We start from the raw sequence: 13167 nt of genomic DNA, 5'->3' as shown, positions 1-13167 counted from the left end.
AGTCTTCCAATCTATTGGACCATTGATTCAGGTGATCGCATGCCATCAATCACGCTTGCGTTGGGTTTACTCGGTCAGTATCAATCTTGTACTGCTTAAGCGCCCGCGCAACATCCTTCCCGTTCATACGGCCCTCGGCAGCCAAAGCGGCCACCGCCGCATGGGCGATGTAGTACCGATCAACCTCAAAGAACCGCCGCAGGTTCGCGCGGGTATCGGAACGGCCGAAGCCATCGGTGCCCAGCACGGTGTAGTTCATCGGCACGAAGGCGCGGATCTGGTCGGCGAAGGCCCGCACGTAGTCGGTCGCTGCAATCGCCGGCCCCTGCCTGCCCTCCAGGCATTCGGTCACGTAGGCCTTGCGCGGTGACTTGGCTTCCGGGTTGAAGCGGTTCCAGCGCTCCACGTCGAAGCCGTCGCGGCGCAGCTCGGTGAAGCTGGGGCAACTCCAGATGTCTGCGGTGACGCCGAAGTCCTTGTCCAGCAGTTCGGCGGCGGCGATGGCTTCGCGCAGGATGGTGCCGCTGCCCATCAGCTGCACGCGCAGCTCGCCCTTCTTGGGCTTGCCGGCGTCCTTGAGCAGGTACATGCCTTTGAGGATGCCGTCCTCGGCGCCCTTGGGCATGTCGGGGTGGGTGTAGGCCTCGTTCATCAGGGTCAGGTAGTAGTACTCGTCCACCTGGTCCTCGAGCATGCGCTTCATGCCGTGCTGCAGGATCACCGCCACTTCGAAGCCGAAGGTCGGGTCGTAGGCGCGGCAGTTCGGGATGGCGCCGGCCAGCAGGTGGCTGTGGCCGTCTTCGTGCTGCAGGCCTTCGCCGTTGAGCGTGGTCCGGCCGGCGGTGGCGCCCAGCAGGAAGCCGCGGGCGCGCATGTCGGCCGCCTGCCAGGCGCTGTCGCCGATGCGCTGGAAGCCGAACATGGAGTAGTAGATGTAGAAGGGCAGCATCGGCACGTCGGACGACGAATAGCTGGTCGCCGCCGCCATCCAGCTGCTGAAGGCGCCGGCTTCGGTGATGCCCTCTTCCAGCACCTGGCCGGTCTTGTCCTCGCGGTAGTACATCAGCTGATCGGCGTCGACCGGCTTGTACTTCTGGCCTTCCGGCGCGTAGATGCCGATCTGGCGGAACAGGCCTTCCATGCCGAAGGTGCGCGCTTCGTCGGCCACGATGGGGACGCAGCGCGGGCCCACCTGCTTGTCGCGCAGCACGATGTTCAGCGCCTGCACGAAGCTCATGGTGGTGGAGTTTTCGCGCTCGCCGGTGCTCTTGAGCAGGCGTTCGAAGACCTCGAGCTTGGGGGCTTCGAGCTTCTTGCTGGTCTTCTGGCGGCGCTGCGGCAGGTAGCCGCCCAGTTTTTCGCGGCGGCTGCGCAGGTATTCCACCTCCGGCGACTTTTCGCCCGGGTGGTAGAACGGCACCTCGGCCAGCTTGTCGTCGCTGATGGGGATGTTGAAGCGGTCGCGGAAGGCCTTGACGCCCGAGTCGTCGAGCTTCTTGGTCTGGTGCGTGGGGTTCAGGGACTCACCCCAGGTGCCCATGCCATAACCCTTCACCGTCTTGGCCAGCACCACGGTCGGCTGGCCCTTGTGCTTCACGGCGCGGTCGTAGGCGGCGTAGACCTTGTGCGGGTCGTGGCCACCGCGGTTGAGGCGGGCGATGTCGCGGTCGCTCAGGTTCGACACCAGCTTTTTGGTCTGCTCGTACTTGCCGAAGAAGTTCTCGCGGGTGTACTCGCCGCCGAAGGCCTTGCAGTTCTGGTATTCGCCGTCGACGGTTTCCATCATCAGCTTCTTGAGCATGCCGTCGGTGTCGCGCGCCAGGAGCGGGTCCCAGTAGCTGCCCCAGATCAGCTTGATCACGTTCCAGCCGGCGCCGCGGAAGCTGCCTTCCAGCTCCTGGATGATCTTGCCGTTGCCGCGCACCGGGCCGTCCAGGCGCTGCAGGTTGCAGTTGACGACGAAGACCAGGTTGTCCAGGCCTTCGCGGCCGGCCACGCCGATCGCGCCCAGGCTCTCGGGCTCGTCCGTCTCGCCGTCGCCCAGGAAACACCAGACCTTGCGGTCGCTGGGTTCTATCAGGCCGCGGCTTTCCAGGTACTTCAGGAAACGCGCCTGGTAGATGGCGCTGATCGGGCCCAGGCCCATGGAAACGGTGGGCGTCTGCCAGTAGTCCGGCATCAGCCACGGGTGCGGGTAGCTGGAAATGCCCTTGCCGTCGACTTCCATGCGGAAGTTGTCGAGCTGGTTTTCGCTGATGCGGCCTTCCAGGAAGCTGCGGGCATAGATGCCCGGCGAGCTGTGGCCCTGGATGTAGAGGATGTCGCCCGGGTGGTTTTCGCTCGGCGCGCGCCAGAAGTGGTTGAAGCCGACGTCGTACAGCGTGGCGCCGGAGGCGAAGCTGGCGATGTGGCCGCCCAGGTCGCCGGGCTTGCGGTTGGCGCGCACGACCGTGGCCATGGCGTTCCAGCGGATGATGCAGCGGATGCGCCACTCCATCGCGGCGTCGCCGTCGCCCTTGGTCTCCAGGTGAGGCGGGATGGTGTTGACGTATTCGGTGGTGGGCTGGAACGGCAGGTGGGCACCGGCGCGCCGGGTCAGCTCGACCATGCGCTGCAGCAGGTGGTGGGCGCGCTCGGGGCCGTCGGCGTCGAGCACGGCCTTCATGGACTCGATCCACTCGCGGGTTTCGGTGGGGTCGAGGTCGTTTTCCAGAGCGTCGGTCAGCCAGTTCATTCCGTCTTCCTGAGGCCGGCAATCAGGCGCGGCCAGATGATTTTAGAGTCAAGGCTCGGAGTTTAACGCAGGCCGCCTGTCCTGGGCCTTGGCGCCGTCTTCGCGCCGGATGGTTATGCTGCTGGCGGGGGACGGGAGGAGGCATGCACGATTCGAGGCATACGCTCGGCGGCACCATTCCCTGGCGCCGCAGCCTGCGGACCCGGCTGGCGCTGTGGACCAGCCTCACCAGCATCCTGCTGCTGGCGGCGGTGGCGCTCATCTTCTACCTGGCCATTCGCGGCGTCCTGATCGCCAATACCCAGGCCGAGATGCGCGGCCTGAGCCAGCAGGCCGCCGGCCGGCTGGAGGCCACGCTCGATTCGGTGCAGGTCAGCGGCCGCACCCTGGCCGGCGCCGCCTCGGGCCTGGGCCGCCAGCCCATGGACCTGCGTGCCCTGATGACGGCCACGCTGGAGGCCGACCCGGCCATCGCCGGGGTCATGATCGCCCTGGAGCCCGGCCGCCTGGGCCCCGAGGACCCGGGCTTCGACTGGTACGTGCGCCGGCAGGGCCCGGTGCGGCTGGAAAGCCGGCTGTCGGAACTGGGTTATGCCGATTTCCGCATCGAGCCCTGGTACACGCGCACCGTCGGCACCAACCAGACCTGGTGGTCGGAGGCCTATGCCAACGACGCCACCGCCGGCGACCTGTTCGTCACCTACAACCTGCCGCTATACCGCCCCGGCAGCGAAAGCATCGAAGGAGGCGCCATCGGCATGGTCAGCCTGGACGTGCCGGTGCGCCGCCTGCGGGCGCAGCTGGGGCAGTTGGTCGACGACCCGGCGCTGGTGCCCATGCTGTTCTCGCCCGAACACCAGGTGGTCGTGCACCCGCAGCTCAACCATCGCGGGCCCCTGGACGCGGTGATCCGCGAGCACGGCCGCCCGGACCTGGCGCCGCTGGCCGACGCACTGAAGCGGCGGATGCCGCTGGAGTTCGTGCACGACGTGCCGGGCAGCGACGGTGAGCCCACCCAGCGCCACTACAGCTTCGCCCGGCCGGTGGGCGACAGCGGCTGGAGCTTCGCGCTGAGCGTGCCCGAGCGGGTCATCCTGGCCCAGCTCGACGAGGTCACCCTGTGGGGACTGGGCGGCGGCCTGCTGGGCGTGGCGCTGTGCGTGTGGGCCGTGCGCCGGCACGCCACCCGCCTCGCCCGGCCCATCGAGGACCTGACCGACTCGGCCGGGCGCCTGGCCCGGGGCGAGTTCGACCATCCGCTTGGCCATACCGAGCGCAAGGACGAAGTGGGCGTGATGGCGCGCGCCCTCGACAGCGCCCGCACCTCGCTCAAGCAGCAGATGCGCGAGATCACCGAAATGGGAAGGGCGCGCCAGAAGCTGGAATCCGAACTCGACATCGCCCGCGACATCCAGCGCGGCATGCTGCCGCCGGACGGACGCCTGCGCGAGAACGGTTCGGCGGTGCAGTGGCAGGGCCTGCTGGAACCGGCCAAGGCCGTGGGCGGTGATTTCTACAACGTATTCCGGCGCGACAGCCACGTGCTGTGGTTCGTCATCGGCGACGTGTCCGACAAGGGCGTGCCGGCGGCGCTGTTCATGGCGCGCACGATGACGGTGCTGGAAGTGGCGGCTGAATCCGGCGGCTCGCCCGGCGCCGCCCTGGCCGAAGCGGCCGCGCACCTGGCCGAGCGCAACGACACCTGCATGTTCGCCACCGTGCTCTGCGGCGTGCTCGACCTGCGCGGCGGCCGGCTGTCGCTGGCCAGTGCCGGGCACGAGGCGCCGGTGCTGCTGCATGCGGACGGACGCCGCGAGTTCCTGCCCGTGCCCACGACCGGGCCGCTGGGCGTGGAAGTCGCGGAAACCTATCCGGTGTGGCATGGCCGGCTGGCGTCGGGCGACACGTTGCTGCTCTATACCGATGGCATCACCGAAGCCTTCGACGTGGACAACAAGGCGTTTGGTGAAGAGGGACTGATGGCCGCGCTGGACCCGGCGCTTGAACCCGCGGCGCTGTGCGACACGCTGGCCCGGGCCGTGCACCGGTTCACCGGCGAGGCCCCGCAATCCGACGACATCACCCTGCTGGCACTGCGCTACCGGGAAGCCACCGATGAATGAGCTGCGCCTGCGCAAGACCGAAGTCCGGGTTCCCTGGCGGCAAAGCCTGCGCACGCGGCTGATGCTCTGGTTCGGCCTGCTGGTGGGCCTGCTGCTGTTGCTGGGTTTCACGGTGGCTTATGTCGCCGCGCAGCGCCAGCTGGTGGCCGAAGCCGAGGCCCGCACCCGCTTCGAGGCCCGCCAGGCCAGCGATCGGCTGCAGGCCACCCTGGATTCGGTGCGCATCACGGTCGAAGGCGTCGCCGGCCTGCAGCAACGCCTTACCCTGGACCGCGACGAGTGGATCGCCGCCATGGAAGCCATGGTCGCCGCCGACGTTTCGGCCGTGGGCGGCCTGCTGGCACTGGAACCGGGCGTGCTGCCCGACGGCGAAGCGCTGGCGCACTATGTCGGCAGCGACGTGCACGGCGTCGCCAACCGCGACATGCTCGCCGATGGTTACGACGTGCAGGCCCAGGGCTGGTACCAGGCCACCCTGGCGGCCCAGGGCCCGTGGTGGTCGGACCCGTATTTCAACGAAACCGCCGGCGGCACCTGGATGACAACGCTGAACCTGCCGTTGCGCGATAGCAGCGGACGTGGCATCGGCATGGTCAGCCTGGACGTGCCGGTGCGCCGGCTCAGCGAACTGCTCGACGGCCTGCGCGCCGAACCGGGCCAGCGCCCCACCCTGCTGTCGCCGGGCGGTTCGATCGCGGTGCACCCGGATCCGGGCGTCGCGCTGAACCTGGACTTTGAAACCTATGTCCGCGAAAACGGCCGCGACGACCTGGCCGCCGTCGTCCAGGCCCACGCCGCGCGCCAGCACCTGCAGTTCGAACACGAATTGCCCGGCCTGGGCGAGCGGCGCTACTCGGTGCTCGAACCCATCGGCGCCAGCGGCTGGAGCCTGCACCTGGCCCTGTCCCACGATGCCATCCTGGCCGACCTGCGCCGACAGGGCCTGTGGCTGGCGCTGGGAGCCAGCGTGGCGACGTTGGTGGTGGCCGTGCTGGTGCGCCGGCTGGCCCGCCGCATCACCGTGCCGCTGAGCGAGCTGACCGGTTCGGCCGGGCATTTCGCGGCGGGCGAATACGACTGGCCGGTGCCGCACGACACCCGCGGCGACGAAGTGGGCGTGATGGCCCGGGCGCTGGAACGGGCGCGCGACTCGATCCGTTTCCAGCTCGACGAAATCGCCGGGCTGGCCACCGAACGCCAGAAACTGGAAAGCGAACTCGACATCGCCCGCGACATCCAGCTCGCCATGCTGCCGCCGCCGCGGGAAGTGCGCGCCGCCGGCGCCCGGGTCGAGGTCGGCGCGGTGCTCAAGCCGGCCAAGGCGGTCGGCGGCGACTTCTACAACTTCTTCGAGCAGACCGACGGCGGGCTGTGGTTCGTCGTGGGCGACGTCTCGGACAAGGGCGTGCCGGCGGCGCTGTTCATGGCACGCACGATGACGGTGCTGGAAGTCGCCGCGAAGCTGGGCGGCACACCCGCGCGTGCGCTGGCCGAAGCCGCGCTGCACCTGGTCGAAGGCAACGACACCTGCATGTTCGCCACCGTGCTCTGCGGTCGCCTCGATCTCGCCACCGGCGAGCTGGCGCTGGCCAATGCCGGGCACGAGGCGCCGGCCCTGCTGCGCGCCGGGCAGGCACCGGCGTGGCTGGCGCTGCCGGGTGGCCCGCCGCTGGGCTTCGAGGCCGGCCAGGCGTATGAGGCCTGGCACGGCCGGCTTGATCCAGGCGATGCGTTGGTGCTTTATACGGATGGTGTTACCGAGGCATTCAACCGCGATGACCTTGCCTTTGGTGAACAACGGCTGCTGGACACCCTGTCGGGCGAGCTCGACGCCAGCGCCCAGTGCGAGGCCATCCTGGCGGCCGTGCAGGGCCATGCCGGCGAGGCGCCGCAGTCGGACGACATTACCGTGATGGTGCTGCGCCGCCATCGCGACATCCAGGGAGGCTAGGCATGCACATCAGGCTGCAGGTGCCCCAGGAAGAAGGCCAGCTGGACGACCTGGTGGCCGCGATCGACGGCGTGCTGGCGCGTGAAGGCGTGCACCCGGGCGTGGTGCACGACGTGCAGCTGGTGACCGAAGAAGTCGTCTGCAACGCGCTGGCGCATGGCCGCGTCGAAGGCCGCGAGCACGAGATCAGCGTCGGCATCGGGGTCGATGGCGACCTGGTCACGCTGGAATTCCGCGACGACTGCGTGGCCTTCAATCCACTCGAGCGCGCCGACCCCGACCTGGACGCCGACATCAACGACCGGCCGATCGGCGGCCTGGGCGTGCACCTGATCCGCCAGCTGGCCGAAGAGGTCAGCTACCTGCGCCAGGAACCACACAACATCCTGCGTGTCGTCCTTCGATCCGAACCCCCCGGGAGCCCTGCATGAACCTCGACGTCCATATCCAGCCGGCCAGCAACGGCAGCCAGCGTGTCGCCTTGGGCGGCCGCCTCGACACCCACAGCTACCAGCAGCTGGACATGCAGCTGGCGCCGCTGCTGGCCTCGACGGTCAATTCGCTGGTGCTGGACCTGGCCAACCTGGAATACATCAGCTCGGCCGGCGTGCGCTCCATCTTCAAGGCCCGCAAGGCCCTGGCCGGCCGCGGCGGCCGCGTGGTGGTGGTGAACCCGCAGCCACAGATCCAGAAGGTGTTCGACGTGGTGAAGGCGGTGCCGCTGAACGAGATCTTCTCGTCGGTCGCCGAAGCCGACGCCTACCTGGACGCGATGCAGAAGAAGGTGCTGCGCGGCGAAGACGAGGAATAAGCCGCCCGGCTCAGCGGGTGGCGAGCCAGGTACCGCCGTAAACCAGCAGGGACAGGCCGACGTAGATCATTTCCACGCGTCGCTTGCGCGTGGGCTTGTCGCGCGCGCCGAACACGTCCAGCACCAGTTGCCGCAGCAGGAAGGTGTAGAGGATGTAGTACAGGAAGGGCGTGACGTGCACCGCCATGGGGAAGTCCCCCAACCTCTTGCCGAACAGCGACAGGATCCAGCCGATCTCCACCCAGATGCCCAGCATTCCCAGGGCGGCGTTGATGAACATCCAGCGCACTTCGTCCAGCCCGAAGATCACCAGGTAGAACACCACGTAGGCGGTGATCGCGATGCCGCCGTGCATGTACAGGAACGCCAGGTCCATGTCGTCGGCGAAGTAGGCCATGAAGAAGCCCGACAGGCCGAACATGCCCATGTGGAACAGGAAAAACGGGTAGATGAACCACTTGGGTGCGAACTCGCCCTTGCGGTACTGCTTGCCGTTGATGGTCAGGTCCCCGCGGAGTTTCATGGGCGGGACCGGGCTCAGCCGCGGGCGGCGCGGATCTGCGCGTCGACGGCGGCGATGGCGGTCATGTTGACGACGCGCCGCACCGTGGCCGAGGGCGTCAGCACGTGCGCCGAGGCCGCCAGGCCCATCAGGATGGGGCCGATGCCGACGCCGTCGGTGACATTGCGCACCAGGTTGTAGCTGGCGTTGGCGGCGTCGAGGTTGGCGAAGGCCAGCAGGTTGGCGCGGCCCGAGAGCTGCGAGTTCGGGAAGATGCGGTTGCGTGCTTCTTCGTTGAGCGCGATATCGGCGTGCATCTCGCCTTCGACCTCGAGCTTGGGCGCGCGCTCGCGCAGGATGGCGAGTGCGTCGCGCATCTTCTGCGAACTGGCCGATTCGCTGGAGCCGAAGTTGCTGTGGCTCACCAGCGCCGCCTTGGGCTGGATGCCGAACAGCTTCAGGCGGAAGGCCGCCTGCACGACGCTTTCGGCCACCTGGGCCGCGGTCGGGTCGACCTGCACGTGGGTGTCGGTGAAGAAGAACACGCCCTTCTCGTTGAGCACGGCGCTCAGTGCCGAGAGCCCGCGCACCTCGCTTTCCAGGCCCAGCACTTCGCGCACGTACTTGAGCTTGCGCACGAAGCGGCCAACCGTGCCGCACAGCAGCGCGTCGGCTTCACCGCGACGCACCATCAGCGCGGCGATGACGACGTCGCGCGAGCGCACCACGGCCTTGGCCGCGGCGGGCGTGATGCCCTTGCGCTGCATGATCTCGTGGTAGAGCTGCCAGTAGTCGTTGAAACGCGGGTCATCGTCGATATTGGTGACGTCGACGTCGATGCCGATGCGCAGGCGCAGGCCCAGGCGCTGGATGCGGCGTTCAATCACCGCCGGGCGGCCGACCAGGATCGGCCGGGCCAGGCCCTCGTCCACCACCGTCTGCACGGCGCGCAGCACGGTTTCTTCCTCGCCTTCGGCGTAGACCACGCGCTTGCGGTCGGCGCGGGCGCGGTCGAACACCGGCTTCATCAGCAGGCCGGTGCGGAAGACCCAGCTCGACAGGCGGTCGCGGTAGCCGTCGAGGTCCTCGATCGGGCGCGTCGCCACGCCCGACGCCATCGCGGCCTGGGCCACGGCCGGCGCCAGCGACACCAGCAGGCGCGGGTCGAAGGGACGCGGAATCAGGTAGTCGGGGCCGAAGCGCGGGGTTTCACCGGCGTAGGCGGCGCCCAGGTCGGTGGCCTCGCGTCGCGCCAGGTCGGCGATGGCGTGCACGCAGGCCAGCTTCATTTCTTCGTTGATCGTGGTCGCGCCGACATCGAGCGCGCCGCGGAAGATGTAGGGGAAACACAGGGCGTTGTTGACCTGGTTCGGGAAGTCGCTGCGGCCGGTGGCGATGACCGCGTCAGGGCGCGCCTCGCGGGCCAGCTGCGGGTCGATCTCGGGCGTGGGGTTGGCCAGGGCGAAGATGACCGGCTTGTCGGCCATCGTCTTGACCATTTCCGGCTTGAGCACGCCGCCGGCGGACACGCCCAGGAAGACGTCGGCGCCGTCGACGATTTCGGCCAGCGCACGCGCGGCGGTTTCCCGCGCATAGCGCGCGATGCCTTCGTTGACGCCGCCCGCGCACAGGTCGGGGCGGCCGGTGTGCAGCACGCCGTCGCGGTCGACGACGTGGATGTTGGTGGGCTTGACGCCCAGCGCCACCAGCATGTCCAGGCAGGCGATGCCGGCCGCGCCGGCGCCGCTGACCGCCAGCTTGATGGTGGCGATGTCCTTGCCGACCACGTGCAGGGCGTTGATCAGCGCCGCGCCGACGATGATGGCGGTGCCGTGCTGGTCGTCGTGGAAGACCGGGATCTTCAGCCGCTCGCGCAGTTTCTTCTCGACCACGAAACACTCGGGCGCCTTGATGTCCTCGAGGTTGATGCCGCCGAAGGTCGGCTCGAGGCTGGCGATGATCTCGACCAGCTTGTCGGGGTCGTTCTCGGCGATCTCGAGGTCGAAGACGTCGATGCCGGCGAACTTCTGGAACAGCACGCCCTTGCCTTCCATCACCGGCTTGCCGGCCAGCGGCCCGATGTTGCCCAGGCCCAGCACGGCGGTGCCGTTGGTGATCACGCCCACCAGGTTGCCGCGCGCCGTCAGCGCGCTGGCCTCGCCCGGGTCGGCGACGATGGCTTCGCAGGCCGCGGCCACGCCCGGCGAATAGGCCAGCGCCAGGTCGCGCTGGGTCACCATCGCCTTGGTCGGCGTCACCTTGATCTTCCCCGCCGGTGCCTGGCGGTGGTAGTCGAGGGCGGCGAGCTTGAAGTCTTCTTGTTCGGACATGGGCGGGGCGTTGGCGGGCTTTGCGCGAAAGGACCCTGATTGTAGCGCCCCGCCCGACCCGGCTGCCGACGCGGCCGTATGGCCGTCCGGCATGCGTTATCCTCGGTCCAGCCATCGAGAGGGCCCTCGCCCCGCCATGAGCCAGTCGCAAGACACGGATGCGACGCCGTCCCCGGACGCCAATGGCAGTACCGGCGCGTTCCGGTTCGGCCGTTTCGAACTGCACCCCGCCCGCCACGAACTGCTGCGCGACGGCGAGCCGGTGGACCTGCAGCCCAAGGTGCTCGAGTTCATCGCCTACCTGTTGCTCAACCGCGGCCGCGTGGTGGACAAGAACGAACTGCTCGACGCCGTGTGGCCACGCCAGGTGGTCACCGAGGCGGCGCTCAGCCGCTGCGCGATGAAGGCGCGCCGCGCGCTCGACGACGAAGCAGGCGCGCCGCAGGTCATCCTCACCGTGCACGGGCGCGGCTTCCGCTTCATCGCGCCGGTGGAGCCGGTGCAGGAACGCCGCCTGGTCCCGCGTGTCGCCAGCGGGCCCGCTCCCGGGCCGGAACCGCAGCCGCCCGCGGCGCCCGCGACGCCTGCTTCGGCCGCCCCTGCCGCCGCCAGATCCACGCCCCGGCCGATGCCACGCGGCGCCTGGGCGCTGGGGGCGCTGGCCGCGCTCGCCCTGGCCCTGCTGGGCGGTTGGTGGTGGCAGCACCAGGCCGACCGGGCCGCCCTGGTGGACGGGCATGCCCGGGTGGCGGTGCTGCCGATCGAAAACGCCACGGGCGACGCGCGCTACGACTGGGCCCGACTGGGCCTGATGCAGGCCCTGTCCGACATCCTGCAGCAGCGCACGGCCGTGGTGTCCGCCGACGCGGTATTCGAGATCGAACAGGCCCTGGCCGAACTGCCCGGCGACGAGCGCGTGCAACGACTGCGTACCGCGCACGGCGCCAGCCACGTCGTGTCGGGCCGGCTGCTGCGCCGGGGCGGCCTGCTGCGGCTCGACTACGCCATCACCGGCCCCGACGGCCAGGTCCGCCGCCGCAGCACCGTCGCCGACGACGTGCCGGCGCTGGCGCGCGCCGCTGCCGCCGAACTGAGCGCCGGCGTGAACGTACGCGGCACCAGCCGGCCGGTGTCGGAGGACAACTTCGCCAACGAAGCCTACCTGCGCGGCCTGGCACTGCGCCTGCAGGGCGATTTGCCGGGTGCGCAGCGCTATTTCCAGCTGGCCTCCGAACAGGTCCCCGACGCCTTCTGGCCGCGCCTGCAGCTGGCCCGCGGCCAGACCGAGATGGGCGAACTGGCCGCGGCGCGCACCCAGCTCGAGTTGCTGCTGGCCGAAACCGACCGCGCCGGCGACCCCTTCGAACGCCTGGCCGTGCGCAATGCGCTGGCGGTCCTGCTTTGGCGCAAGGGCGACAACGTGAAAGCAGAACCGCTGCTTGTCGACGCCCTGGCACTGGCGCGCGAAATCCATGACCCCGATGCCGAAGCCACGGTGCTTTCGCGCCTTGGCATCCTGCATACCTACACCGATCAGTACGACCGGGCCCGCCGCTATCTGCAGGAAGCCATGGCCGCCGAACGCCGGGCCGGGTTGATGACGGTCTCGCCGGAACTGAGTCACGCCCAGGGCCAGCTGGCCCTGCGCGAAGGCGACCTGGCCAACGCCGGCGCTCACATCGAGGCGGCGCTGGCCGGCTTCCGCCTGCAGGGCAACCGCCGCAACGAGGCCATCGTGCTCAACGCGCTGGCCAACCTGCGCCGGCGCCAGGGCCGCTTCGAAGAGGCGCGCGACCTTGCCGCGCAATCCGTGCAGCTGCATCGCGAGCTGGACAACCCCACCGCCGAAGCCTCGGCGCTGATCCAGCTGGCGATAGCCCAGGCCCAGATGGGCCAGCTTTCGCTGGCCCGGGACACCGCATTTGAAGCCGTGCAACTAGCCGCGAAAATCGACCAGTCGCCCAACCTGGCCGGCGCCACGTCGGTGCTTGGCCAGTTCAGCGTCGACCTGGGCCGGCACGAGGAAGCCGAGCGTTACCTGCGCCAGGCACAGATCCTGATGCTGGCCGCCGACGACCCGGTGGGCGCCTGGCGACCCAGGCTGTGGCTGGCGCGGTCGGCGGCGATGCAGGGGCGGCGCGAAGAAGCCCAGGCGGCGCTCGAAGAGCTGCTGGCGGAAATCGGCGACGACGGCTCGGCGGCCATGCGCGTGGACGTGTTGCGCAACCTCGCCCAGCTGCGCCTGGACGCCGGTGACCCGACCGGGGCCCATGCGCGCCTTGACCAGGCGATGGCCATTGCCACGCAGATCGACGACCCGCGCCGGGTCGCCCAGCTGCACGCCTGGCGCGCGGATGCCTGGCTGGCCCAGGACCGCCCCGACGACGCCCGCCGCGAACTGGATCAGTCGGCCGGCGAACTGGACAACGACCCGCTGCAGCTGCGCATCGAGGCGGCCTGGCTGGCGGCCGCCGGCGACCCGGCCGCCGCCCTGGCCATGGAACAGCGCGCCCGCGAGGCCTCCGGCGAGCGCTGGCAACCCGACGACCAGGCCCGCCTGGCGGCCCGCGAGGCCGCCGTCCGCTAGCACCCGCCCTGCCATAAGTCATTGTTTTTCCTGGCTGGAACCATCCGGTCAGGCAGGGTCATGAACTGGTCAGTGACCGGTCCGGCCCCGGTCAGGACTGCCAGGTCCCGGACACCGAGACTGCGGCCC

General features: G+C 69.3%; 8 protein-coding genes. 5 read left to right on the top strand and 3 right to left on the bottom strand.

Annotation, left to right across the window (positions count from 1 at the left end; all coding sequences use genetic code 11):
* Nucleotides 1-49 precede the first annotated feature (49 nt).
* Nucleotides 50-2734 (bottom strand): pyruvate dehydrogenase (acetyl-transferring), homodimeric type, encoded by a 2685-nt coding sequence (gene aceE, locus ACYVJH_RS00420; RefSeq protein ID WP_460452706.1) that lies wholly within the window; start codon nt 2732-2734, stop codon nt 50-52.
* Between the two features lie 143 nt (nt 2735-2877).
* Between aceE and ACYVJH_RS00415 the strand changes: the two genes are divergently transcribed.
* From ACYVJH_RS00415 to ACYVJH_RS00400, 4 genes are read left to right on the top strand one after another with little or no spacing between them, the layout of a single operon-like run.
* Nucleotides 2878-4857, top strand: coding sequence for a SpoIIE family protein phosphatase (locus tag ACYVJH_RS00415; protein ID WP_460452705.1), 1980 nt, complete (start codon nt 2878-2880; stop codon nt 4855-4857).
* Nucleotides 4850-6808, top strand: a complete 1959-nt coding sequence (locus tag ACYVJH_RS00410) for a SpoIIE family protein phosphatase (protein ID WP_460452704.1) — start codon at nt 4850-4852, stop codon at nt 6806-6808. The genes ACYVJH_RS00415 and ACYVJH_RS00410 overlap by 8 nt, the downstream gene beginning before the upstream one ends.
* A 2-nt stretch (nt 6809-6810) precedes the next feature.
* Nucleotides 6811-7239 (top strand): ATP-binding protein, encoded by a 429-nt coding sequence (locus ACYVJH_RS00405; protein ID WP_460452703.1) that lies wholly within the window; start codon nt 6811-6813, stop codon nt 7237-7239.
* Nucleotides 7236-7619: an STAS domain-containing protein gene (locus ACYVJH_RS00400; RefSeq protein ID WP_460452702.1), complete on the top strand. Its 384-nt coding sequence runs from the start codon at nt 7236-7238 to the stop codon at nt 7617-7619. The genes ACYVJH_RS00405 and ACYVJH_RS00400 overlap by 4 nt, the downstream gene beginning before the upstream one ends.
* 10 nt (nt 7620-7629) lie before the next feature.
* Here the strand turns inward: ACYVJH_RS00400 and ACYVJH_RS00395 are convergent, their stop codons facing one another.
* The gene (locus tag ACYVJH_RS00395) at nt 7630-8142 is read right to left on the bottom strand and encodes a hypothetical protein (RefSeq protein ID WP_460452701.1); all 513 of its coding nucleotides are present in this window, start codon (nt 8140-8142) and stop codon (nt 7630-7632) included.
* 14 nt (nt 8143-8156) lie between these two features.
* Entirely contained in the window at nt 8157-10451 is a 2295-nt protein-coding gene (locus ACYVJH_RS00390) for an NADP-dependent malic enzyme (RefSeq protein ID WP_460452700.1), read from the bottom strand.
* Between the two features lie 136 nt (nt 10452-10587).
* On the opposite strand from ACYVJH_RS00390, the gene ACYVJH_RS00385 reads away from it, so the two are divergent.
* Complete coding sequence (locus ACYVJH_RS00385) at nt 10588-13038, top strand: tetratricopeptide repeat protein (RefSeq protein ID WP_460452699.1); 2451 nt, start codon at nt 10588-10590, stop codon at nt 13036-13038.
* Nucleotides 13039-13167: the final 129 nt, after the last annotated feature.

The sequence above is a fragment of the Arenimonas aestuarii genome, assembly GCF_054781715.1.
This window is presented reverse-complemented; position numbering and strand designations above follow the sequence as displayed.

What these genes read in the sequence shown, in the direction of transcription:
- aceE (WP_460452706.1), bottom strand. Translation starts at nt 2,734, where the DNA reads ATGAACTGGCTGACCGACGCTCTGGAAAACGACCTCGACCCCACCGAA.
- ACYVJH_RS00415 (WP_460452705.1), top strand. Translation starts at nt 2,878, where the DNA reads ATGCACGATTCGAGGCATACGCTCGGCGGCACCATTCCCTGGCGCCGC.
- ACYVJH_RS00410 (WP_460452704.1), top strand. Translation starts at nt 4,850, where the DNA reads ATGAATGAGCTGCGCCTGCGCAAGACCGAAGTCCGGGTTCCCTGGCGG.
- ACYVJH_RS00405 (WP_460452703.1), top strand. Translation starts at nt 6,811, where the DNA reads ATGCACATCAGGCTGCAGGTGCCCCAGGAAGAAGGCCAGCTGGACGAC.
- ACYVJH_RS00400 (WP_460452702.1), top strand. Translation starts at nt 7,236, where the DNA reads ATGAACCTCGACGTCCATATCCAGCCGGCCAGCAACGGCAGCCAGCGT.
- ACYVJH_RS00395 (WP_460452701.1), bottom strand. Translation starts at nt 8,142, where the DNA reads ATGAAACTCCGCGGGGACCTGACCATCAACGGCAAGCAGTACCGCAAG.
- ACYVJH_RS00390 (WP_460452700.1), bottom strand. Translation starts at nt 10,451, where the DNA reads ATGTCCGAACAAGAAGACTTCAAGCTCGCCGCCCTCGACTACCACCGC.
- ACYVJH_RS00385 (WP_460452699.1), top strand. Translation starts at nt 10,588, where the DNA reads ATGAGCCAGTCGCAAGACACGGATGCGACGCCGTCCCCGGACGCCAAT.